24 protein-coding genes and 3 tRNA genes are annotated in these 21,415 nt (G+C 72.0%); 10 read left to right on the top strand and 17 right to left on the bottom strand.

Annotated features, from left to right (window positions below):
* Positions 1-4: 4 nt before the first annotated feature.
* The 10 genes from nuoF to ACW9J6_RS02615 form a co-directional block, all read right to left on the bottom strand.
* A complete protein-coding gene (nuoF, locus tag ACW9J6_RS02660) occupies positions 5-1,306 on the bottom strand; it encodes an NADH-quinone oxidoreductase subunit NuoF (protein WP_457114877.1) in 1,302 nt (433 codons plus the stop codon).
* A 9-nt stretch (positions 1,307-1,315) separates the two neighbouring features.
* On the bottom strand, positions 1,316-2,524 hold the full coding sequence (gene nuoE, locus ACW9J6_RS02655; RefSeq protein ID WP_457114876.1) for an NADH-quinone oxidoreductase subunit NuoE: 1,209 nt from the start codon (positions 2,522-2,524) through the stop codon (positions 1,316-1,318).
* A 45-nt stretch (positions 2,525-2,569) separates the two neighbouring features.
* Positions 2,570-3,760, bottom strand: coding sequence for an NADH-quinone oxidoreductase subunit D (locus ACW9J6_RS02650; protein ID WP_457114875.1), 1,191 nt, complete (start codon positions 3,758-3,760; stop codon positions 2,570-2,572).
* Positions 3,761-3,839: 79 nt separating this feature from the next.
* Entirely contained in the window at positions 3,840-4,238 is a 399-nt protein-coding gene (locus tag ACW9J6_RS02645) for a four helix bundle protein (protein WP_457115107.1), read from the bottom strand.
* Between the two features lie 28 nt (positions 4,239-4,266).
* Entirely contained in the window at positions 4,267-4,914 is a 648-nt protein-coding gene (locus ACW9J6_RS02640) for an NADH-quinone oxidoreductase subunit C (RefSeq protein WP_457114874.1), read from the bottom strand.
* Between the two features lie 9 nt (positions 4,915-4,923).
* On the bottom strand, positions 4,924-5,511 hold the full coding sequence (locus ACW9J6_RS02635) for a NuoB/complex I 20 kDa subunit family protein (protein WP_457114873.1): 588 nt from the start codon (positions 5,509-5,511) through the stop codon (positions 4,924-4,926).
* A gap of 39 nt (positions 5,512-5,550) precedes the next feature.
* Positions 5,551-5,916, bottom strand: a complete 366-nt coding sequence (locus ACW9J6_RS02630) for an NADH-quinone oxidoreductase subunit A (RefSeq protein WP_457114872.1) — start codon at positions 5,914-5,916, stop codon at positions 5,551-5,553.
* A gap of 298 nt (positions 5,917-6,214) precedes the next feature.
* Positions 6,215-6,700, bottom strand: a complete 486-nt coding sequence (locus ACW9J6_RS02625) for a CAP domain-containing protein (protein ID WP_457115106.1) — start codon at positions 6,698-6,700, stop codon at positions 6,215-6,217.
* Positions 6,701-6,776: 76 nt separating this feature from the next.
* A tRNA-Asp gene (locus ACW9J6_RS02620) sits at positions 6,777-6,853 on the bottom strand.
* A 39-nt stretch (positions 6,854-6,892) separates the two neighbouring features.
* Positions 6,893-6,969: transfer RNA gene (locus ACW9J6_RS02615), tRNA-Asp, on the bottom strand.
* 135 nt (positions 6,970-7,104) lie between these two features.
* On the opposite strand from ACW9J6_RS02615, the gene ACW9J6_RS02610 reads away from it, so the two are divergent.
* Both ACW9J6_RS02610 and ACW9J6_RS02605 read left to right on the top strand, forming a co-directional pair.
* A tRNA-Val gene (locus tag ACW9J6_RS02610) sits at positions 7,105-7,180 on the top strand.
* 73 nt (positions 7,181-7,253) lie between these two features.
* Positions 7,254-8,495 (top strand): MFS transporter, encoded by a 1,242-nt coding sequence (locus ACW9J6_RS02605; RefSeq protein WP_457114871.1) that lies wholly within the window; start codon positions 7,254-7,256, stop codon positions 8,493-8,495.
* A gap of 396 nt (positions 8,496-8,891) precedes the next feature.
* Here the strand turns inward: ACW9J6_RS02605 and cobT are convergent, their stop codons facing one another.
* Positions 8,892-9,920: a nicotinate-nucleotide--dimethylbenzimidazole phosphoribosyltransferase gene (cobT, locus tag ACW9J6_RS02600; RefSeq protein ID WP_457114870.1), complete on the bottom strand. Its 1,029-nt coding sequence runs from the start codon at positions 9,918-9,920 to the stop codon at positions 8,892-8,894.
* Positions 9,921-10,077: 157 nt separating this feature from the next.
* On the opposite strand from cobT, the gene cobS reads away from it, so the two are divergent.
* From cobS to ACW9J6_RS02585, 3 genes are read left to right on the top strand one after another with little or no spacing between them, the layout of a single operon-like run.
* Positions 10,078-10,950, top strand: a complete 873-nt coding sequence (cobS, locus tag ACW9J6_RS02595) for an adenosylcobinamide-GDP ribazoletransferase (protein WP_457114869.1) — start codon at positions 10,078-10,080, stop codon at positions 10,948-10,950.
* A 13-nt stretch (positions 10,951-10,963) separates the two neighbouring features.
* Positions 10,964-11,167 (top strand): DUF1289 domain-containing protein, encoded by a 204-nt coding sequence (locus ACW9J6_RS02590; protein WP_457114868.1) that lies wholly within the window; start codon positions 10,964-10,966, stop codon positions 11,165-11,167.
* 1 nt (position 11,168) lies between these two features.
* Positions 11,169-11,870, top strand: coding sequence for a retropepsin-like aspartic protease family protein (locus tag ACW9J6_RS02585; protein ID WP_457114867.1), 702 nt, complete (start codon positions 11,169-11,171; stop codon positions 11,868-11,870).
* A gap of 29 nt (positions 11,871-11,899) precedes the next feature.
* On the opposite strand, the gene dusA is transcribed toward ACW9J6_RS02585, so the two are convergent.
* Positions 11,900-12,883 carry a tRNA dihydrouridine(20/20a) synthase DusA gene (gene dusA, locus ACW9J6_RS02580; RefSeq protein ID WP_457115105.1) on the bottom strand — a complete coding sequence of 328 codons (984 nt, stop codon included), beginning with the start codon at positions 12,881-12,883 and terminating at the stop codon, positions 11,900-11,902.
* 22 nt (positions 12,884-12,905) lie between these two features.
* Positions 12,906-13,502 (bottom strand): urease accessory protein UreE, encoded by a 597-nt coding sequence (locus tag ACW9J6_RS02575; RefSeq protein ID WP_457114866.1) that lies wholly within the window; start codon positions 13,500-13,502, stop codon positions 12,906-12,908.
* A gap of 247 nt (positions 13,503-13,749) precedes the next feature.
* Between ACW9J6_RS02575 and ACW9J6_RS02570 the strand changes: the two genes are divergently transcribed.
* The 3 genes from ACW9J6_RS02570 (at position 13,750) to ACW9J6_RS02560 (ending at position 15,639) form a co-directional block, all read left to right on the top strand.
* Entirely contained in the window at positions 13,750-14,019 is a 270-nt protein-coding gene (locus ACW9J6_RS02570) for a hypothetical protein (RefSeq protein WP_457114865.1), read from the top strand.
* A 131-nt stretch (positions 14,020-14,150) separates the two neighbouring features.
* Positions 14,151-14,873: a TerB family tellurite resistance protein gene (locus tag ACW9J6_RS02565; RefSeq protein ID WP_457114864.1), complete on the top strand. Its 723-nt coding sequence runs from the start codon at positions 14,151-14,153 to the stop codon at positions 14,871-14,873.
* Positions 14,874-14,886: 13 nt separating this feature from the next.
* Positions 14,887-15,639 carry an N-acetylmuramoyl-L-alanine amidase gene (locus ACW9J6_RS02560; protein ID WP_457114863.1) on the top strand — a complete coding sequence of 251 codons (753 nt, stop codon included), beginning with the start codon at positions 14,887-14,889 and terminating at the stop codon, positions 15,637-15,639.
* A gap of 29 nt (positions 15,640-15,668) precedes the next feature.
* Here the strand turns inward: ACW9J6_RS02560 and ACW9J6_RS02555 are convergent, their stop codons facing one another.
* Positions 15,669-16,694: a TerC family protein gene (locus ACW9J6_RS02555; RefSeq protein WP_457114862.1), complete on the bottom strand. Its 1,026-nt coding sequence runs from the start codon at positions 16,692-16,694 to the stop codon at positions 15,669-15,671.
* Between the two features lie 174 nt (positions 16,695-16,868).
* On the opposite strand from ACW9J6_RS02555, the gene ACW9J6_RS02550 reads away from it, so the two are divergent.
* Entirely contained in the window at positions 16,869-18,098 is a 1,230-nt protein-coding gene (locus tag ACW9J6_RS02550; RefSeq protein ID WP_457114861.1) for an NAD(P)/FAD-dependent oxidoreductase, read from the top strand.
* Positions 18,099-18,428: 330 nt separating this feature from the next.
* Here ACW9J6_RS02550 and ACW9J6_RS02545 read toward each other — a convergent pair whose 3' ends face one another.
* Positions 18,429-19,313, bottom strand: coding sequence for a collagen-like protein (locus tag ACW9J6_RS02545; protein WP_457114860.1), 885 nt, complete (start codon positions 19,311-19,313; stop codon positions 18,429-18,431).
* A gap of 133 nt (positions 19,314-19,446) precedes the next feature.
* Positions 19,447-19,992, bottom strand: a complete 546-nt coding sequence (locus ACW9J6_RS02540) for a formaldehyde-activating enzyme (protein ID WP_457114859.1) — start codon at positions 19,990-19,992, stop codon at positions 19,447-19,449.
* A 169-nt stretch (positions 19,993-20,161) separates the two neighbouring features.
* Between ACW9J6_RS02540 and ACW9J6_RS02535 the strand changes: the two genes are divergently transcribed.
* Positions 20,162-20,374 (top strand): hypothetical protein, encoded by a 213-nt coding sequence (locus ACW9J6_RS02535; protein WP_457114858.1) that lies wholly within the window; start codon positions 20,162-20,164, stop codon positions 20,372-20,374.
* A 77-nt stretch (positions 20,375-20,451) separates the two neighbouring features.
* On the opposite strand, the gene ACW9J6_RS02530 is transcribed toward ACW9J6_RS02535, so the two are convergent.
* Positions 20,452-21,363, bottom strand: coding sequence for a LysR substrate-binding domain-containing protein (locus tag ACW9J6_RS02530; protein WP_457114857.1), 912 nt, complete (start codon positions 21,361-21,363; stop codon positions 20,452-20,454).
* Positions 21,364-21,415 lie beyond the last annotated feature (52 nt).

Here is a 21,415-nt window from a genome sequence, read left to right as displayed (position 1 = left end):
CTGCTCACTCCGCCGCCATCGGCACGGGGTCGCTGTGCGGATTGGCGCTGTAACGGTCGATGCGCTTCTCGATCTCGGGGCGGAAGTGGCGGATGAGGCCCTGGATCGGCCAGGCCGCCGCGTCGCCCAGCGCGCAGATCGTGTGGCCCTCGATCTGCTTGGTGACGTCGAGCAGCATGTCGATCTCGCGCTTCTGCGCCCGGCCCTCGGCCATGCGCAGCATCACGCGCCACATCCAGCCCGTCCCCTCGCGGCAGGGCGTGCACTGCCCGCAGGATTCGTGCTTGTAGAAGTACGAGATGCGGGCGATCGCGGCGACGATGTCGGTCGACTTGTCGAGGACAATCACCGCCGCAGTGCCGAGGCCCGAGCCGAGGCCGCGCAGGGTGTCGAAGTCCATCGGCGCGTCGGCGATCTGCTCGGCCGGCACCAGCGGCACCGATGAGCCGCCGGGGATCACCGCGAGCAGGTTGTCCCAGCCGCCGCGGATGCCGCCGCAGTGGCGGTCGATCAGCTCGCGGAAGGGCAGCCCCAGCGCCTCCTCGACGTTGCAGGGCCGGTTCACGTGGCCCGAGACGCAGAAGAGCTTGGTGCCGGTGTTGTTCGGCCGGCCGATCCCGGCGAACCACGCCGCGCCCCGGCGCAGGATCGCACCCGCGACCGCGATCGATTCGACGTTGTTCACCGTCGTCGGGCAGCCGTAGAGGCCCATATTGGCGGGGAAGGGCGGCTTCAGCCGCGGCATTCCCTTCTTGCCCTCCAGGCTCTCCAGCAGCGCCGTCTCCTCGCCGCAGATATAGGCGCCGGCGCCGTGGTGCACGTAGAGGTCGAAGGGGTAGCCGTGGACGTTGTCCGGGCCGATCAGCCGCGCCTCGTAGGCCTCGTCCACCGCCCGCTGCAGGGCGTGCTTCTCGGCCACGTACTCGCCGCGGATGTAAATGTACGCCGCGTTCGCCCCCATGGCGAAGGACGCGAGCAGGCAGCCCTCGATCAGGAGATGCGGGTCGTGCCGCATAATCTCCCGGTCCTTGCAGGTCCCGGGCTCGGATTCGTCGGCGTTCACCACGAGGTAGTGCGGACGGCCGTCCGACTTCTTCGGCATGAACGACCACTTCAGGCCGGTCGAGAAGCCGGCGCCGCCGCGGCCGCGCAGGCCCGACTTCTTCATCTCATCGATGATCCAGTCGCGGCCCTGTTCCAGCAGGAACTTGGTGCCGTCCCAGGCGCCGCGCTTCCTGGCGGCGTCGAGGCCGGGCGAGTGCAGCCCGTAGAGGTTGGTGAAGATCCGATCCTGGTCGGAGAGCATGGCGTCGTCCTACCGGTTCGAGGAGGGCTTGGCGCGGCCGCGCGGGCCGGGACCGGGCGGTCCCTTGTCGTTCGGGTCGACCCCGACGGGTTTGGCCTGCGATCCGTCGGTCCGCCCGGGCGAGGCGATCGGCTCGGCACCCGCGATCGGCGTCGACCCCTTGGTCTCCGCCACGGGCCGGCCCTCCTCGGGCTTCGACGGGGTCTTGGTGTAGGAGCGGCCGCTCTGGGGCGCGGGCTGCGCCTCGGGGCCGGAGGTCGGCGCGGCGACGGTGGAACGCTCCGGCGCGCCCTGCCCCTTCGCCTCGGCCGGCGCCTCGCCATCGGCGGCGCGATGGGCCGGCGTCGCGGCGGCCGGGCTCTCGACGGCGCGCCCGGATTCGGGACGGGCGGGCTTCGGAGTCGCGGCCGCATTCGCCGCCGCGTTGGCACCCTCCGCCTGCGCCCGCTCGGGATTCGCCTGCGCCGGCGCGGCCGGCTCAGTCTTGGCCGCTTCAGTCTTGGCCACTTCAGTCTTGGCCGGCTCGGCCTTGGCCGGAGCTTCGGCCCCCGCCTCGCGCAGACCCTGCTCTTCGAAGCGCTTGCGCCACGCGCCGACGCGCGAGCCGTCGAACAGCGTCTCGTCGGTCAGCGTCGTCAGGGCGCCCTTCGGCTCGGAGGAGGTCCGCCCGGCCTGCGAGCCGACCTTGACGGGACGACCGGCCGCCAGGTCATCCATCAGCGTGCCGAGCAACTCGGGCGTCAGGTCCTCGTAGTAGTCCTGGTTGATCTGCACCATCGGCGCGTTGCAGCAGGCGCCCAGGCACTCGACCTCGAGCCAGGAGAAATTTCCGTCCCGGCTCACGTGACCGGGCGGCCCGAGCCGGTCGTGCAGCATCTGCTTGAGCTCCTTCGCCCCGCAGACGTCGCAGGGCACGGTGCCGCAGACCTGGATCCAGTAGCGCCCAACCGGCTCCAGGGCGAACATCGTGTAGAAGGTCGCGACCTCGAGCACGCGGATATGCGGCATGCCGAGTTCGTCCGCGACGGCCTCGATCGCCTTCTGCGGCAGCCAGCCGCCGTTCTGCTCCTGGGCACGCCAGAGCAGCGGGATCACCGCCGAGGCCTGCCGGCCCGGCGGGTACTTGGCGATCTGCGCCTTGGCCCAGTTCGCGTTCTCCGGGGTGAACGCGAAATCGGCGGGCTGCTCTTCGGCGGGCGCCAGTCTGCGGTTTGCCATCGCTTCAGTTCCGTTGGCCGCTCGTGGGGCCGCTCGTCGCGCGTGTCACCGGTCGACCTCGCCGAACACGATGTCGAGGGTGCCGAGGATGCAGGAGACGTCCGCCAGCATGTGGCCGCGGCACATCCAATCCATCGCCTGCAGGTGGGCGAAGCCCGGCGCGCGGATCTTGCAGCGGTAGGGCTTGTTGGTGCCGTCCGCCACCAGGTAGACGCCGAACTCGCCCTTGGGCGCCTCGACCGCGGCGTAGACCTCGCCGGCCGGGACGTGGAAGCCCTCGGTGTAGAGCTTGAAGTGGTGGATCAGCGCCTCCATCGAGCGCTTCATCTCCCGCCGCGGCGGCGGCGCCACCTTGCCGTCCTGCGTGGCGATCGGCCCCTGGCCGTCGGGCGCCCGCAGCTTGGCGATGCACTGCTTCATGATGCGCACGGACTCGCGCATCTCCTCCATGCGGATGACCTGGCGATCGTAGGTGTCGCCGTTCTTCCCCACGGGGACGTCGAACTCCATCTCCGCGTAGGCCTCGTAGGGCTGCGCCTTGCGCAGGTCCCACGGGATGCCCGAGCCGCGCAGCATCACGCCCGAGAAGCCCCAGGCCATGGCCTCGTCCACCGACACGATGCCGATATCGACGTTGCGCTGCTTGAAGATGCGGTTGCCCATCACCAGGGCGTCGAGGTCGTCGACCACCTTCAGGAACGGGTCGCAGAAGGCTTCGATGTCGTCGAGGAGGCCCGCCGGCAGGTCCTGATGGACGCCGCCCGGCCGGAAGTAATTGGCGTGGAGCCGCGCCCCGCTGGCGCGCTCGTAGAAGATCATCAGCTTCTCGCGCTCCTCGAAGCCCCAGAGCGGGGGCGTCAGGGCGCCGACATCCATCGCCTGCGTGGTGACGTTCAGGAGATGCGAGAGCAGCCGGCCGATCTCGCAGAACAGGGTGCGGATGAGCTTCGCCCGCCGCGGCACCTCGATCCCGAGCAGCTTCTCCACCGCGAGGCAGAAGGCGTGCTCCTGGTTCATCGGCGCGACGTAGTCGAGCCGGTCGAAATAGGGCGTGACCTGCAGGTAGGTCTTGACCTCGATCAGCTTCTCGGTGCCGCGGTGCAACAGCCCGATATGCGGGTCGACGCGCTCGACGATCTCGCCGTCGAGTTCGAGCACGAGACGGAGCACGCCGTGCGCCGCCGGATGCTGCGGACCGAAGTTGATCGAGAAGTTGCGAATGCTGTGCTCGGTCATCGGGAGCGTCCAGCGCGATCGAACGCGCAGTGCGGGAGCGAATAGCGAATAGCGAATGGCGAATAGAGAGTGCCTGCCATCAGACATTCCCCTTTTCTGCGGAAGCGCGCCGCTGCAGTGACCGGATGAGAGACCGAAGCTGCCGACCGAGACCGTCGCACTTCGCCATGAGTGAGCCGGCGGGTGCGCCCGCCATCAAACCGACCCTCTGTGACAGCAGCACATGCGTCTCGAGTTCCTTGAGCGATCCCTGGGCGATTCGCAGCGCATTGACGAACGAAGGCGTGCTTTCGCGGCCATGCCCTTCGGCGATGTTCGCCGCGATCGAGGCCGACGCGCGGCGGATCTGCGACGTCATGCCGAACAGCTCCTCCCGAGGGAAGGCGGCCGTTACGCGATAGCACTCCTCGGCAAGGGTCATAGCACCCTGCCAAACATCGAGGTCACGATACGATGTGATCGGCCTCTCGCTTTCCATTCGCCATTCGCCATTCGCCATTCGCCCCCTACTGCTTCGCCTTCTCGTCGCCGGGCAGCACGTAATCCGTGCCTTCCCAGGGCGACAGGAAGTCGAACTGGCGGAACTCTTGGGTAAGCTTCACCGGTTCGTAGACCACGCGGCCCTCGTCCTGGTCGTAGCGAACCTCGACGAAGCCGGTGAGCGGAAAGTCCTTGCGCAGCGGGTGGCCCTCGAAGCCGTAATCGGTCAGGAGCCGGCGCAGGTCGGGATGGCCCGAGAACAGGATCCCGTAGAGGTCGTAGGTCTCGCGCTCGTACCAGTTCGCCGCCGGGAAGACGGAGATCACCGAGGGAACCGGGGTCGCCTCGTCGGTCTGCACCTTCACGCGGATGCGCCGGTTATGGCGCAGCGAGAGCAGGTGGTAGACCACGTCGAAGCGCCTGGCGCGGCCCGGATAATCCGCCCCGCAGATGTCGATGAAGGACCGGAAGCCGCAGGCCGGATCGTCGCGCAGGTGGGTGAGCACGCGCACGATCTCCGCGGCCTCGACGACGAGCGTCAGTTCCTCGAAGGCGATGGCCCGATGGGTGATCGCCCCGCCGAGCGTCTCGGCGAGGCGGTCGCTCAGCGCCTGCAGCGGCCCGGTCCCGGCCTCGACCGCGGTGTGGGGCAGGATGGTGATGCCGTTCGTCATCGCGGCCCCTCAGCGCTCGATCGTGCCGGTGCGGCGGATCTTCTTCTGCAGCAGCAGCACCCCGTAGAGCAGCGCCTCGGCGCTCGGCGGGCAGCCCGGCACGTAGATGTCCACCGGCACCACCCGGTCGCAGCCCCGCACGACCGAATAGGAGTAGTGGTAGTAGCCGCCACCGTTGGCGCAGGAGCCCATCGAGATGACGTAGCGCGGCTCCGGCATCTGGTCGTAGACCTTGCGCAGCGCGGGAGCCATCTTGTTGGTCAGGGTGCCGGCGACGATCATCACGTCGGATTGGCGCGGGCTCGCGCGGGGCGCGAAGCCGAAGCGCTCGGCGTCGTACCGCGGCATCGACATCTGCATCATCTCGACCGCGCAGCAGGCGAGGCCGAAGGTCATCCACATCAGCGAGCCGGTGCGGGCCCAGGTGATGAGGTCGTCCGCGGTGGTGAGCAGGAAGCCGCGATCCGCCAGCTCGTCGTTGATCGACAGGAAGGTCGGGTCGGTGGCCCCGATCGGCAGGCCGGTCGACGGATCGATCAGGCCCTTGGGCTGCGGAGCGATCGCCGGAGCGCGGGAGAGGGGAGCGTCGAGGTCCATGGGGCGGGATCTCTCAGAGGGCGGCGGGGCTCGGTCGGCTCAGTCCCATTCGAGGGCGCCCTTGCGCCACTCGTAGACGAACCCGACCGTGAGCACGCCGAGGAAGATCATCATCGACCAGAAGCCGAACCAGCCGAGGTCCCCGAACGTGATCGCCCAGGGAAACAGGAACGCGACCTCGAGGTCGAAGATGATGAACAGGATGGCGACGAGGTAGAACCGCACGTCGAACTTCATGCGGGCGTCGTCGAAGGCGTTGAACCCGCACTCGTAGGCCGAGAGCTTCTCCGGGTCCGGGCTGTTGTAGGCGACGAGGAAGGGCGCGACGAGGAGCGCGACCGCGATCACCAGCGACACGCCGATGAAGATCACGAGCGGCAGGTAGTCGGTGAGGAGGCCGTTCATCGTGAACCCTCGTGGCTCGTGGTGGGCGACGCGGGCGCGCGCGGCCCGGCCTTCGGCCCGTCGTTCGGAACGGTTCCAAGGCCCGGAATTGCCGCGAGGCTTAAACGAGCGGGTATGCCGAAACAAGGGGCGTTCGCAGCGCACAAACCGCGAACGCCTGGTGCATAGATAAAACCAACCGGGCCGGCCACAACACCCGCGAAGGGCGATCGGGCTGGCCAGTATCGTCGCAGGGCCCGCGCTTTCCCGGTCGTTTCCGGGCCAAGTCAAGCTTTGCCGCGGCGCGGCGGTTGGGCTCTCAGGTATCGGAGAGGATCAGCGCCCAGTACCGCTTGTAGCGGGTTCCGGGCGCGTCGACCCGGGCGATTCCGACGCGCCGGACCTGCGGCATGAGCATGTTGCGATTGTGCTCGGGCGAGGCCTGCCAGCGCTTCAACACCTCGTCGAACGTGGCCGAACCGGCGCTCAGGTTCTCGGCCGCGTAGCGCCCGCCGAACCCGGCGCGCTTCAGGCGGCTGTCGAAGGTCCCGCCGACCTCGTGCGAGAGATAGCCCGCCCGGGCATTCGCTTCCGCCTGGTAGGAGGCGGCGCGGATCAGCGACGAATCGATCACCACCGGTCCGAGCCCGTGACTCGCCCGGTAGCGGGAGATGGCGGCGGCGGCGGCGCCCTCGTCGAGGATCACCGGGCTGGTGGCGATGTCGGGCTGCGGCAGGAGGGGGACGCCGCTGCAGCCGGCGAGACTCAGGCAGGCCACGAGGAAGGCGAGGCGCAGGGGCGTGATCAACGTCGAATCTCCCGTCCCGCTCAGGCGGGGCGGCGGCGCATTACACGGTCAATTGTGAAGATTTTCGGGATCGTGGCGCGGGCGACGGGGCTCGAACCCGCGACCTCCGGCGTGACAGGCCGGCACTCTAACCAACTGAGCTACGCCCGCGGACTGGCCACAGCGCGAACACGAACATCCGTGAGGAGATGGCGCGGACGACGGGGCTCGAACCCGCGACCTCCGGCGTGACAGGCCGGCACTCTAACCAACTGAGCTACGTCCGCGCGGCGCATCGCTGTGCTGCGATGGCGGCGGTGTATGGGCCGGGCCGGGACGTGTCAAGCCGGGCCGGGCGGGTTTTCAGCGGGCCGGCACCGGGTCTTGCGCTGCCGGGGGGCTGCCCTTAACCATGCGCGCCGGGGCGGTTAGCTCAGTCGGTAGAGCATCTCGTTTACACCGAGAGGGTCGGCGGTTCGAGCCCGTCACCGCCCACCATCCCGCGCCCGCAACCGGGATGCGCGTTTGCCAGGCTTGTCATCTGGGCCGGCTTGGCGCCAAGCAGGGTTCCGTGATCTCCGACGCCGCCCCGACCTCCCGACCGACCGGCCGGGCCCTCCTGTCGAACCCCGACTTCCGCCTGTTCGGCCTTGCCCGGTTCCTCACCGGCGTCGCCTATCAGATGCAGGCGGTGGCGGTCGGCTGGTTCGTCTACGACCTCACCCACAGCGCGCTCGCCCTCGGCCTCGTCGGGCTCGCGAGCTTCGCGCCCGCCATCCTCGGCGCCCTCGTCACCGGGCACGTCGCCGACACCTACGACCGGCGCCGGATCGCGGCGGTCGCCTACGGCCTCATCGCCGCCGCGGCGCTGGGCCTCACCGGCCTCGCCCTCGTGGCACAGGCGCCCGTCTGGCCGATCTACGCGCTGATGATCCTCACCGGCGGCGCGCGCGCCTTCGCCAACCCGGCGACCCAGGCGCTGATGCCGACGCTGGTCCCGCGCGAGCAGTTCGGCACCGCGATCGCCTGGAACTCCTCGATCTGGCAGAGCGCGGCGATCTCGGGCCCGGCCCTCGGCGGCCTGCTCTACGCCCTCGGCCCCGCCGTCGTCTTCGCGCTCGCCGCCGCCTGCTTCGCGGTGGCGGCGCTGAGCGTCGGGAGCATCCGCCCACGGGAGGCCGCTGCGGGCCACCGCGGGCCCGTCACGCTCACGACGCTGCTCGCCGGCCTCACCTATATTCGCTCGCAGCCGGTGGTGCTCGGCGCAATCACCCTCGATCTCGTGGCGGTGCTTCTCGGCGGCGCCACCGCCCTGCTGCCGATCTTCGCCCAGGAGGTCCTTCACGTCGGTCCCCTCGGCCTGGGGCTGCTGCGCAGCATGCCGGCGGCGGGCGGCGTCGGCATGGCGGTCGTCCTCGCCCACCGCCCCCTGACCCGTCACGCCGGCGCGCGCCTCCTGGCGGCCGTCGCGGTGTTCGGCCTCGCGACGATCGGGTTCGGCCTCTCCTCCTCGCTGCCCCTGTCGATGGCCTGCCTGCTCGTGACCGGCGCCGCCGACATGGTGAGCGTCTACGTGCGCCAGAGCCTTGTGCAGGGCGAGACGCCCGACGCCATGCGGGGCCGCGTGGCGGCGGTGAACACCGTCTTCATCGGCGCCTCGAACGAACTCGGCGAGTTCGAATCCGGCACCCTCGCGGCCCTGGTCGGGGCGGTGCCCGCCGTCGTGATCGGCGGCATCGGCACCCTGCTGGTCGCCGCCCTGTGGAGCCGCCTCTTCCCGGCCCTGCGGCAACGGGACCGGCTGATCGCCTGAACCGGGCCGGAGGCCGGCGCGATCCTTGAAGCGCGGCCGGGAGAGCCGCGGCGCGGTGCCATCGCGGGACGGTGCCCGAGATCAAGAGCAGGCCGCAGGAGCAGGTCCCATGTCCGCTTCCGAGACGGCCGCGTCCGATCCGCCCGCTTCCGGGACGCCCCCCGCCGTGGCCCCTCGGGCCGCGCCGCCCGCGGAACCGCCGCTCCCCTCCCCTTTTCCTGTCTTTCTGGTCGGCCAGGATCCGGAGGGGCGGTGGCTGGCCCTGCGGGTCGGGGGTCGCGCGGGTGGGCTGTTCCGCAGCCGCGCGGACGCGCTGCGCTACGCGCGGTCGGAGACGGGCCGGCGGCCCGGCGCGGTGCGGCTCTCCGCGGAGCCGCTGACGCTCCTCTCCTCGGCTCAGGGCTCCCGGCCGGAGACCCCGGCCTGCGCGAAGGTCGCCATGTCCCGGTGACAGGCGAGCGCGGCCTTCAGGAGGCCGAGCGCCAGCGCCGCGCCCGAGCCCTCGCCGAGGCGCATGCCGAGGGAGAGGAGAGGGTCGAGGCCGAGCCGCTCCAGCACCGCGCCGTGCGCACCCTCGGCCGAGAGATGGCCCGCCACGCAATGATCGAGGGCGGAGGGGTCGAGGGCGTGCAGCACCGCGGCGGCCGCGCAGGCGACGTAGCCGTCGAGCACCACCGGCACCCGCTGCATCCGCGCCGCCAGGATCGCGCCGGCCACCGCCGCGACCTCGCGGCCGCCGAGCCGGGCCAGCACCTCCAGGGGATCGTCGAGATGGCCGGCGTGGCGGGCGAGCGCCGCCTCGACGGCCGCGACCTTGCGGGCGTGGCCCGCCGCGTCGAGGCCGGTGCCGTACCCGACCCAGGAGGCGGGGTCGCCGCCGTAGAGCGCCGCGTAGATCGCGGCCGCCACCGTGGTGTTTCCGATGCCCATCTCGCCGAGCGCGAGCCCGTCGGTCCCAGCCGCTACCGCCTCCATGCCGAAGGCCATGGTGGCCACGCAGGCCTTCTCGGTCATCGCCTCGGTCTCGGTGATGTCGCCCGTCGGCAGGTCGAGGGCGAGGTCGAACACCTTGAAGCCGAGCCCGTAGCTGGCGCAGATCTGGTTGATCGCCGCCCCGCCCGCCGCGAAGTTGTCGAGCATCTGGCGGTTCACCGCGGAGGGGAAGGCCGAGACGCCCTTCTGCGTGACCCCGTGGCTGCCCGCGAAGACGCAGACCAGGGGCCGGTCGAGGCTCGGCATCGCCTTGCCCTGCCAGGCCGCGAGCCACGCGACGAGGGTCTCGAGCCGCCCGAGGCTGCCGGCCGGCTTCGTCAGCTCCGCTTGCCGCGCCGCGACCGCCCGCGCGGCCGCCGCGTCCGGGCCGGGCATGCCGGCAACGAGCTGGCGGATATCCGCGAAGGGGCTGGCATCGGGTGAGGCGGTCATGGCAGGGCTCCGGCGAGACGGGATCCGCGCCTCTAACCCGAAGCCGGGCGCGATGGCGAGCGGACGGGAGCGCGCACGGGCGGAACGCCGGAGACGGCGCGCACCTCCCTGCTGTATAAGCGGGCGGAACGGGCGGAACGGGCGGGACGTGGGCGCGATGGCCGAGGGTGCGGGACTGAACGCGAAGCCGGCCGCCGCCGACGAGGCGGATGACGAGTTCGAGCCGCCGCCCGAGACCGGTCCGTGGCCGCCCCTCCTCGACCTCGCCGCGTGCCTGCGCTTCTACTCCCGCCTGCCGGTGCCGGCGCTGCCGGGCGAGACCGGGAGCCACGCCGCGCCCGACTTCCGGACCGTGCCGCGGATGCTGCCGGTGGCGGGGCTCATCATCGGGCTGCCCGGCGCCATCGCCCTCCTGGGCGCGCTGGGACTTGGGCTCGGCCCCTACCTCGCCGCGACGCTGGCGGCGGCGGCGCTGACGCTCGTGACCGGCGCCCTGCACGAGGACGGCCTGGCGGATGTGGCGGACGGGTTCGGGGGCGGCGCCACGCGGGAGCGCCGCCTCGACATCATGCGCGACAGCCGCATCGGCGCCTACGGCGCGGCGGCGCTGATCCTCTCCTACGCCCTGCGCATCGGGGCGCTCGCCACCCTCGCCGACCGCATCGGCTGGCGCGTCGCCGTGATGCTGCCCGCGGCCGCCGCCCTGTCGCGCACGGCGGCCCTCTGGCCGATGCGGGCGCTCGCCCCGGCGCGGCCGGACGGCGCCGCGCAGGCGGTGGGGCGGCCGAGCGGCGCCACCCATGCCACGGCCTGGGCGCTCTGCCTCGCGATCCTGCTCGCGGTCTGGCTGCTCGGCCTGCCGTGGATCGGCCTCGTCCTCGCCGGCCTCTTCGCGGCCCTGGCGGCCTGGACGATGAGCCGCATGGCCGAGCGCCTGATCGGCGGCCAGACCGGCGACGTGATCGGGGCGACCCAGCAGATCGCCGAGATCGCGGTGCTGCTGGCGATCCTGATCGCCGTCCCGCGCTGACCCTTCGGCCCTCATGCCCCCTCCCTCGACGCCCTGCACCCGCATCTGCGTGCTCGATCCGCGAAGCGGCCTCTGCGAGGGCTGCGGCCGCACCCGCGACGAGATCGCGGCCTGGGGCGCCCTGTCCGAGCCCGAGCGCCGGCGCATCATGGCGCTCCTGCCCGCGCGCCTCGCGGCCGCCTTCCCGGCCCGGGACCGCGCCACCGCCCCGGCCTGAGATGCCGGGCGCCCTCGGAGTCGCGCTGCTCCTCGTCGCCGCGGCGATCGCGGCGGCGACGCTCGCCGAGGGACCGCTCGCCGGCTTCGCGCCCCGGGAGATCGCCGCGGGCTTGGCCGTTGGGGCGGCCCTCCTCGTGCTCCTCGGCGGCCTCGTGCGGCAGTTCCGGGCGGGCTTCGGCGAGGGCGTCGCCGCGCTCCTGGTCTGGGTGGCCCTGGGGGCGGGCGGCGCCTCGCTCTACCGGTGGCGGGACGAGGCGCGCGAATGGGCCTTCCGGCTGTTCGGCGAGCTCGCCGCGGGGGAGCCGGTGGTGATCCCGGGCGGCGAGGTCGTGGTGGCGCGCCGGGCCGATGGCGGCTTCAGCGTCCGCGCGAAGGTCAACGGGCGCGATCAGCTCTTCGCCTTCGACACGGGGGCGAGCGCCGTCGTGCTCACCGCCGAGAGCGCCGCCGCGATCGGCCTGCATCCGCGGCCCGACGCCTTCGTGGTCACGGTGCAGACCGCGAACGGGGCCGCGGCCGCGGCGCCGGTCGTCCTCGACAGCATCGCGGTCGGTCCCATCCGCGAGCAGCGCGTGCCGGCCCTGGTCACGCGGCCGGGAAGCCTCAGCGTCAACCTCCTCGGCATGACCTTCCTGGAGCGGCTCGCCTCCTACGAGGTGCGCGGAAGCCGGCTGATCCTGCGCGGGGCGCGGCCCGGCTGAGGAACGGCCGGGACCTCGGGGCCACGCCCTCAGGCGGCGCGCGCTGCCTCCCGGACCACGAGGGCCACGGCCTCGCGCAGGACCGCGATCCCGGCCTGCGCGCGCATGCCCTCGGTGGAGAGGTGGCGGCGGAAGGCACGGGCGCCGGGACGGCCGTTGAAGAGGCCGAGCATGTGCCGGGTCATCGCGTGCAGCCGCACCCCCTCGGCGAGACGGGCCGCGACGTAGGGCAGGTACGCCTCCACGGCCTCGAACGGATCGGCGACCGGAGCCGGGACACCGAACAGGGCCGGATCGACGTCGAGCAGGAGCGCGGGTTCCGCGTAGGCGGCGCGGCCCAGCATCGCCCCGTCCACGTGGGCGAGCTGCCTCTTCGCCTCGGCGAGGTCGCGCAGGCCGCCGTTGATGGCGATCGGGAGGTCCGGATGGGCCGCCTTGAGGCGGTGGACGCGCCCGTAATCGAGGGGCGGGACGTCGCGGTTCTCCTTCGGGGAGAGACCCTGGAGCCAGGCCTTGCGGGCGTGGACGATGACGCCGTCGACTCCCGCCGCGCGGACGGACGCGACCAGGGCGTCGAGCGCCGCCTCGGGATCCTGGTCGTCCACGCCGATCCGGCACTTCACCGTGACCGGCACCGCCACCGCCGCCCGCATCGCGGCGACGCAGTCGCCCACCAGCGCCGGCTCGCGCATCAGGCAGGCGCCGAAGCGCCCGTCCTGAACCCGATCCGACGGACAGCCGACATTGAGGTTGACCTCGGCATAGCCGAAATCCTGCGCGATGCGGGCGGCCGCCGCGAGGTCGGCCGGGTCCGAGCCGCCGAGCTGGATCGCCACCGGATGCTCGGCCGGATCGAACCCGATCAGGCGCTCGCGCGGGCCGTGCAGCACGGCGCCGGTCGTGACCATCTCGGTGTAGAGGCGCGCCCGGCGCGAGAGGGTGCGGTGGAAGGCCCGGCAGTGCCGGTCCGTCCAGTCCATCATCGGGGCCACGCTGAAGCGCCAGGACGGCATCAGGCTCCGCGCGGCCGGGGCCTCAATGCCCGTGGTCGTGAGGGTGCCCGTGGTGGTGGTCGTGTCCGTGGTCATGCCCGTGATCGTGGTGATGGTCGTGCCCGTGGTGACCGTGGTCGTGGTGATGGTGGTCATCATGGGCGTGATGATGATCGTGGTGGTGGTCGTGCCCGCACTGGCTGTGGTCATGCGCCACGACCTCGCGCTCGGGCTTGAACGGCCGCTCGACCGGGTTCCCGGCGCAGCCCTGGCCGCGGACCAGTTCCGCCACCACGGCATCGGCCTTCACGTAGAGCGCCTCGGCGGTCACTTCGAGCGGCACGTGATTGCTGCCGAGCTGCCAGGCGAGGCGGGTGAGGCGCAGCGGGTTCTCGGACCGGACCTCCAGCAGCGGCTCGGCCGCGGCGGCGATCCGCACGAGGCGGCCGTCCTCGAGGCGCACGGCGTCGCCGTCCTCCAGGACGGAGGCGCGGTCGAGGTCGAGGCGGAAGGCGAGCCCGCCCGCGGCGGTGAGGTCACCCGTCTGCCGGGCGCGATCGGCATGGGCGAGGGTGATCGTGTCGGCGACCGCGTCCGGACGGACGGCGGCCCGGCGGACGAGGGTGGTGGCGCGCAGCATGCGGGATCCTCGCGGCGAACGTGTCGCCCCTCCTCTACGCATCGCCGGGGCGGGTGTCACGGTTTCGCGCGGCCGAACCACTGCCGGACCGTGACCCGGATGCCGCGCCGCGCCGATTTCGCCCCCGGTTCGGCGCGGTTCCCCCTGCGCTCATCTGGCATTCAGGGTCCGCCTAGCTAGGCTGTGGGAAGCGGCGATCGGCGCTTGATCCGGCGCAAGACCGCGAAGTGCACAAGGGAATCACGTCATGAAGAAGCTCATTGCCGCGACCCTCGCGGGCGCGCTGGCCCTGTCCGTCGGTGCCTGCAACACCCCGGGCGACCGGGCGGCGGGCGGCGCCGCCCTCGGCGGCCTCACCGGCGCGGCGGTCGGCGCGGCGGCGACCGGCCGGGCGAGCGGCGCGGTGGCCGGCGGCCTCATCGGCGCGGCCGGCGGCGCCATCGTGGGCGCCGCCACCGCCCCGCAATGCCCCTACGGCACCTACCGGGACGCCTACGGCAACGTGTATTGCCGCTGATGCGTGCGGCGCGGGGCCGTTTGGTCCCGCGCCATCCCGGTCGCGGCGTCCCGCCGGGTTCCGCGGCGTCGCGATCGGTCTTAGAACGGCCGCATGACGACTCACCCGCTCCCGCAAGAAGCCGCCCTCCGATGAGTCAGGGGCTGTGGGGAAAGATCGGCGGCGCCGGACTTGGCCTTGCCATCGGCGGGCCGCTCGGCGCGCTCGCCGGCGCGGTGGCGGGGCACTTCCTGGTTGACCGCGAGGGCTCGCTGCTCGGGCCGACCCCGCGCGACGTCCTCTTCACGACCGGGCTCGTGGCGCTCGCCGCGAAGATGGCGAAGTCGGACGGGGTGGTGACCCCGGCCGAGGTCGCGGCCTTCGCCGAGGTGGTCCGGGTGCCGGAGGCCGACCGGCCGGGCGTGACCCGGCTCTTCGACCTCGCCAAGGGGACCACGAACGGCTTCGAGGCCTATGCGCAGCAGGTCGCGGAGGCGTTCCGCGACGAGCCGGGCCTCCTGGAGGACGTGCTCGACGGGCTCTTCCACATCGCCAAGGCGGACGGGGCGATCCACGAGAACGAGGCGCTCTACCTGCGCGCGGTGGCGGAGATCTTCGGCTTCGACGAGACCGCCTTCGCCCGTATCAGCGCGCGCCACGTCCGCCTCGCCGACGATCCCTACGAGGCGCTGGGTGTGACGCGCGACCTGCCGGACGCGGAGCTGAAGGCCCGCTACCGTGCCCTCGTCGCCGAGACCCATCCCGACCGGGCCGTCGCCCGCGGCCTGCCGCCGGCGGCCGTCGCGATCGCCACCCGCCGTCTCGCGGCCATTAACGCCGCCTGGGACCGGGTCGCCGCCGAGCGCGGCCTGTGAACGGACGCCCCGCATGAAACCCAAGCCCGAGAGCCCGGTCGCCACGCAGGTCGTGCCCTCGCCCAATCACGGCGAGCGGCAGGGCGGGATCGACATGCTGATCCTGCATTACACGGGCATGGACTCCGCGACGGACGCGCTGCTGCGCCTGGCCAATCCCCTCTCCGAGGTCTCCTGCCACTACTTCGTCTTCGAGGACGGGCGCGTGGTGCAGATGGTCCCGGAGGGACGCCGCGCTTGGCATGCCGGCCTCTCGGCCTGGGAGGGCGAGCGCGACATCAACTCCCGCTCGATCGGCGTCGAGATCGCGCATCCGGGTCACGCGGGCGGGCTGCCGCCCTATCCCGAGGCCCAGATCGCCGCGGTCACGGCGCTGGCGCGCGACCTCCTCGCCCGCTGGCCGATCCGCCCGGACCGGGTGCTCGGCCATTCCGACGTGGCGCCGGGCCGCAAGCAGGATCCCGGCGAGATCTTTCCGTGGGAGCGCCTGCACCGCGAGGGGATCGGCCACTGGGTGCCGCCAGCGCCGATCCGCGACGGGCGCTTCTTCGCGCAGGGCGAATCGGGCCAGCCGATCGAGGCGCTCCAGGCGATGTTCGCGCTCTACGGATACGGGCAGCCGGTGACGGGTTCCTTCGATGCCGGGATGCGGGACGTGGTCGAGGCGTTCCAGCGCCACTTCCGCCCGGCGCGGGTGGACGGCGTCGCGGATTCCTCGACCATCACCACCCTGCGGGACCTGATCGCGGCGCGGCCGGCGCCCTGACCCGCGGACGGCCGCCAGGGCGCGAGGCGTTACCCCCTCACCGCCCGATGCGCGGGATGCTCCTCGACCTCCGCATGCACCGCGTCCCGGGTCCGCCACAGGCTGTAGAGCACACCCGACGCGAGCAGCGCGACGGTGACCACGAGCGACACCCAGGGCGGCACATCGACCAGGTCGAACGTATCCGCGACGACGATCTTCCCGCCGATGAAGACGAGGATCAGGGCGAGCGACGTCTTCAGATAGGCGAACCGGTCGACCATGGCCGCGAGGGCGAAATAGAGGGCGCGCAATCCGAGAATCGCGAAGATGTTCGACGTGTAGACGACGTAGGTGTCGGTGGTGATCGCGAAGATGGCCGGGACGCTGTCGACCGCGAAGATCACGTCCGCGCCGTTGACGAGCACCAGCGCGAGGGCGAGGGGCGTGAACCAGCGCACGACCTTCCCGGTCTTCGGATCGGGCTGCCGGACCGTGTAGCGCTGGCCGTGAAGCGTCTCCGTCACCCGGAACCGACGTCGCATGAAGGCGGCGAACCGGCCCGCGGTCTGGCTCTCCTCGTCCCCGTCGTTGCCGGAGAGCAGCATCCGGATGCCGGCGTAGATCAGGAAGGCCGCGAAGAAGACCAGCACCCACTCGGCCTGATGAACGAGGGCCGCGCCGAGCCCGATCATCAGCCCGCGCAGGACGACGGCCGCGAGGATACCCCAGAGCAACACCCGGTGCTGGGCGGCCCGCGGAATGCCGAGGAAGCCGAAGATCACCGCGATGACGAACACGTTGTCCATCGACAGCGATTTCTCGACCACAAGTCCAGCCAGGTACTCCTGTCCGGATTGCGCCCCGAGGTACCACCAGACCCAGCCTCCGAACAGGAGGCCGAGGCTCAGGTAGAAGGCAGTGAGGCCGAGCGACTCCTTCACCCTGATCTCGCGGCTGCTGTCGCGGTGCAGGAGGCCGAGATCGAAGGCGAGCAGGACGATGATCAGCCCGTGAAACACGAGCCACATCCAGATCGGCTTTCCGAGCCAAGGGGCGGAGAGGAGTTCAACCATGGGCGGACCATCGATGCTTACGAAAGAAAGCATCGGCTCCGACATCACGAGGCGCGCGAGGAGCGCGGCTCGCCAGAGGGGCCCGCAGCCGATGGACCGGACTTAAGTCTCGGATGACGGCGGATCAAGGGCAGCCGGTTGACACTGCGCGCCGGGCCGGGGCTTTGGTCCCGCATGGCTGAGATGCGTGCGGCGGGCCGGCGAGCGGCGGTGATCGGGGCGGGACCGGCGGGCCTGTTCGCAGCGGAGACCCTGGCTCGGGCGGGACTCGCCGTCACACTCGTCGAGCAGATGCCCTCGCCCGCCCGCAAGCTGCTGATCGCCGGGCGCGGCGGCCTCAACCTGACCCACAGCGAGCCCCTGGACCGGTTCGTCGCCCGCTACCACCCGCAGGGAGGCGCCGTGGCGGCGGCCGTGCGCGCCTTCCCGCCGGACGCTCTGCGCGCGTGGTGCGAGGATCTCGGCCAGCCGACCTTCGTGGGATCGAGCGGGCGCGTCTTCCCGACCGCCTTCAAGGCCTCGCCGCTGCTGCGCGCCTGGCTGGCGCGCCTCGACGCCCTCGGGATCCGCCTGCGCACCCGGATGCGCTGGACCGGTTTCGCCGACGACGGTGCCCTCCACCTCGCCGGGCCGGAGGGTGCGGAGCGGCTGGAGACCGACGTGACCATCTTGGCGCTCGGCGGGGCGAGCTGGCCGCGCCTCGGCTCCGACGGGGCCTGGGTGCCGGCCTTCCGGCAGGCCGGCATCCCGGTCGCCCCGCTCCGACCGGCCAATGGCGGCTTCACGGTCGCGTGGTCCGAGACCTTCGCGCGCCGGTTCGCCGGCGCCCCCCTGAAGCGCGTGGCGCTCGCGGTGGGGCCGCACCGGGCGCGGGGTGAGGCGCTCGTCACCGCGACCGGCATCGAGGGCGGCGCGGTCTACGCCCTGTCGCGGGTGCTCCGGGAGGCGATCCTGGCGGAGGGCGCGGCGACGCTGTGCCTGGATCTCAGGCCAGACCTCGACGCGGCGGTGCTGGCGGGGCGGCTCGCGGCGGCGCGGCCCGGACAATCCCGGGCCACCACCCTGCGCAAAGCGGCGGGCCTCAGCCCGGTCGCGGCCGGCCTCCTGCGCGAGGCGGGCGAGTTGCCGAACGACCCCGCACGCCTCGCCGGGCTCATCAAGGACGCGCCCATCCGGCTGACGGGCCTTCAGCCGATCGCGCGCGCCATCTCGTCGGCGGGCGGCGTCGCGCTCTCCGCCCTCGACGCCCGCTTCATGCTGATCGATCGCCCGGGCACGTTCCTGGCCGGCGAGATGCTCGACTGGGAGGCCCCGACCGGCGGCTACCTGCTCCAGGCGAGCTTCGCCACCGGGCGCGCCGCCGCCGAGGGTGCGCTGGCCTGGCTTGGCGCGCGCGTCGGCTGAAGCGAACGCGGGCGTAAAGCATTGTCATTGCTGCGCGATCTGATGCGTCCCGGTCCTAAGGTCAGGGCGCGGGGGAACCCCTCTCCCGAGTGGGAGAGGGGCAGGGGTGAGGGTGGCCCGGGTTCAGGACAAAACGCTGACAGTCGAGCTGGCAGCGGCACGGCCGCGTCATCTCGCTGAAGCGTCCGTCCCTCACCCCTACCCCTCTCCCACTCGGGAGAGGGGATCCCGCGCCAGTCTTGATCTGCAATCGTCAGAGATGGAGTGTCTCTGCCGCAAACCAGATCACTCGTTCGTCCACGGAAGACGGCGAGGCCAGCGTGCAGCTGGTCACAACCGGCCGCAGATCGCCACGAGGCCGGCGCTCTCGCCCGGGCAGGAGGCCGCCGCCTCCCCGGCGTCGCGGCGGGTAAAGGTCGGGGTGCCGGCGCGCAGACAATAGGCCGAGACCAGGGTCTCCCCCGCCGCGCAGGCGGCGTCGCAGGCGCCCTGCGCACAATCGCCGGTGCGCAGCAGGCGCATGGGAAGCGTCGTCGCCGTCACGGGCGCGGGCGCGGGCGCCCCCTGCGCCCCCCGCTCGCCCTGCGGGCCGCGCGGCCCGGCTTCCCCGCGGGCGCCCGGCGCACCCGGAGCGCCCGGCAAACCCGCCTCACCCTTGGCACCAGGGTCTCCCTTGGCACCAGGGTCTCCCTTGGCACCAGGGTCTCCCTTTGCGCCCATCTCGCCCTTGGGACCGGGCTCCCCTCTCGGGCCCGTCTCCCCCTTCGGCCCGGGCTCGCCTCTGGGCCCCACCGGGCCGGCGACACCCTGCGGCCCCATGGGACCGGCCTGGCCGGCCGGTCCGGTCTCGCCCCGGGGCCCGCAATTGGTGATCGCGATCTCCCGTGCCTCCTCGCCGACGGTCAGGGTCGCGACGCAGGTCAGCGGGACATACGGCACCTTGATGGTGAAGCGGCCCCGGCGGTCGGTCTGGACCGCCACCTCGTCGTCGAGCGAGACGGTGATGCCCGCCTTCCCGGCATTGCCCGAGACCTGCAGGGCGCCACCCTCGATGCGGGCATCCCAGACCTGGATCGCCGAGGACGCGGCCCGGGCGGACGGCGCGCGTTGCGGCACCTGGACGGCCGGTGGAGCGCCCTCCCCTTGAGCGAGAACCGGACCCGCCCCGAACAGGACGCAGGCGGCGAGGACCAGCACGGCACGGCTTGGACGCATCGAAAGACTCGGGAGGCGCGACGGGCCGGAGGGTCGGCCCCGCAGGCGGCGACCACCTTGGGACGCGGTTAAGGGAGGGTCAACCGCCACGCTTGCGCCGCGACGCCCTCTCTCCAGAACCGTGTCCGCGCCGTCACGCGTCGTAGTCGATCACGTCTTCGAGTGCGTAATGCTTGACGGTTTTCCGGTTGGCGATCAGGTCGTCGATGGTCGGTTCGCCGCGGAGGGCGCGCCCGATGGCGAGCTTCGTCGCTTCGTAATTGGTCCGGTACAGATCCTTACGGTCGAGATTCGGATCCTCGGCGCAGCGCGGGTCGAGCCAGATCATGATGATCATGCACAATTCGTCGAGGCCGTCCTTCGGCAGCACACCCTCGATCACGCAATCGACGATCGCGTCTCCGGTCGCCGCCTGGACCACGCCGCCGAGCAACTCGACGTAGTCCGCGGTGTGGATCGTCGCCTTGGTGGTCATCATCGTGGCGGGACGCACGAGCTGGTTGAGGTCGCGCACCACGAACATGCGGGTGTGCCCCTGGACCTGCCCCATCATCGAGGCGAAGGCGGTCCCGACCGGGCCGCGCACGGACCCGATCAGCACCTCGGGCATGGCATCGGTATACTGCCCCTCAGCCGCCAGCACCGTGGCCTCGCCGGTGCGGAAGACAATCTCACTCATCGCTGGATCCTGCGGTGCGGGGCCTCCGGCGCCCCATCGGTGCCGGGCACCCACCACGTACCGCCCCTGTGGGTCAACGGCCGCTGCGTGGTCGCCCCGAGTCGCGGCCGCCGGAAAATGGTCTATAGGCTGATTCGGGCGGGACGGTCCCGCTGAGGAAGGCCTCGGCATGAGCGAACGGGACTGGACCCTGCGGGTGTCGCCGACGGAACAGGGCGTCCAGGTCGAGCTCGGGCTGTCCGAGGGCAATGGCGGGCCGCTGACGGCGGTGATCTCCCTGGACCGCGCCGAGGCGCGGACCCTTGCGCGCGCCCTCCTGGCGGCGGCGGGCGACGCCGCGGAGCGGACCTTCCCGCGTCCGAAGCCGTCCGGCCGGGGCTGAGGCACGAGGCGGCCTCGAGCGGACGAGGGACGGAAGCACGAAGAGGAGCGGCCAGGGCGGGATAATTCCGACATCCCTCACCTCTCGGCGCCCTTCTTCTGGTCGCGCCAGCGCAGCGCCTCGATGAGGGCACGAAGGGCCGGCGTGACCTGCCGCCCGAGAGAGTAGAGGTGGTAGCCGGGGAACGGCACGCACCACGCGTCCAGAACCTGAACGAGGGCTCCCGTGGCCACCTCGTCCGCCACATCCTCCTCCAGCATGTAGCCGAGCCCCGCGCCCGCCCTAACGGCAGCGCCCGCGAGCGCCGCGTCGTTGACGACGAGTTGCCCGGTCGCGCGGATGCGGATCTCGCGACCGTCCTGCGCGAACTCCCACGGCAGGAGACCGCCGCCTCCGGCGAGGCGGTAGTTGACGCAGTTGTGCGCCTCGAGATCGGCCGGCGTCTCGGGGCGCGGGTGGCGCTCGAAGTAAGAAGGCGTCCCCACCACCACCGTGCGCAGATCCGGCCCGACCCGCACGGCCAGCATGTCGCGGTCCACCGCCTCGCCGAAGCGAATGCCGGCGTCGAACCCTTCCGCGACGATGTCGGCCAGACGGTCGTCGACGGTGACCTCGACCGAGACGGCAGGGTGATCGAGGAGGAAGCGCGGCAGCGCCGGGTCGAGCACGCTGCGCGCCGCGGACGAGAAGGTCGTCAGCCGGAGCCTGCCGGAGGGCGCACCGCGCCAGTCGGAGAGGGCAGCGAGCCCGCGCGCCACCTCCGCCAGAGCCGGATCGAGCGAGCGGAGCAGCCTCTCGCCGGCCAATGTCGGCGCGACGCTGCGCGTGGTGCGCGCGAGCAGACGGACCCCGACTTCGGCCTCCAACCCGCGCATGGCGTGGCTCAGCGCCGAGGGCGACACACCGAGCTCCGCCGCCGCGCGCGTGAAACTGCGGCTGCGCGCCACGGCCGCGAAGGCCGCCAGGTCGCCGAGCATGCTGCGCCGCATTCCTGAGTCCTGCTCACAAACCCTTGCTGCCGATCCCGTCTAATCCCCCGGC

Source organism: Methylobacterium sp. JK268 (assembly GCF_054052225.1).
This window is presented reverse-complemented; position numbering and strand designations above follow the sequence as displayed.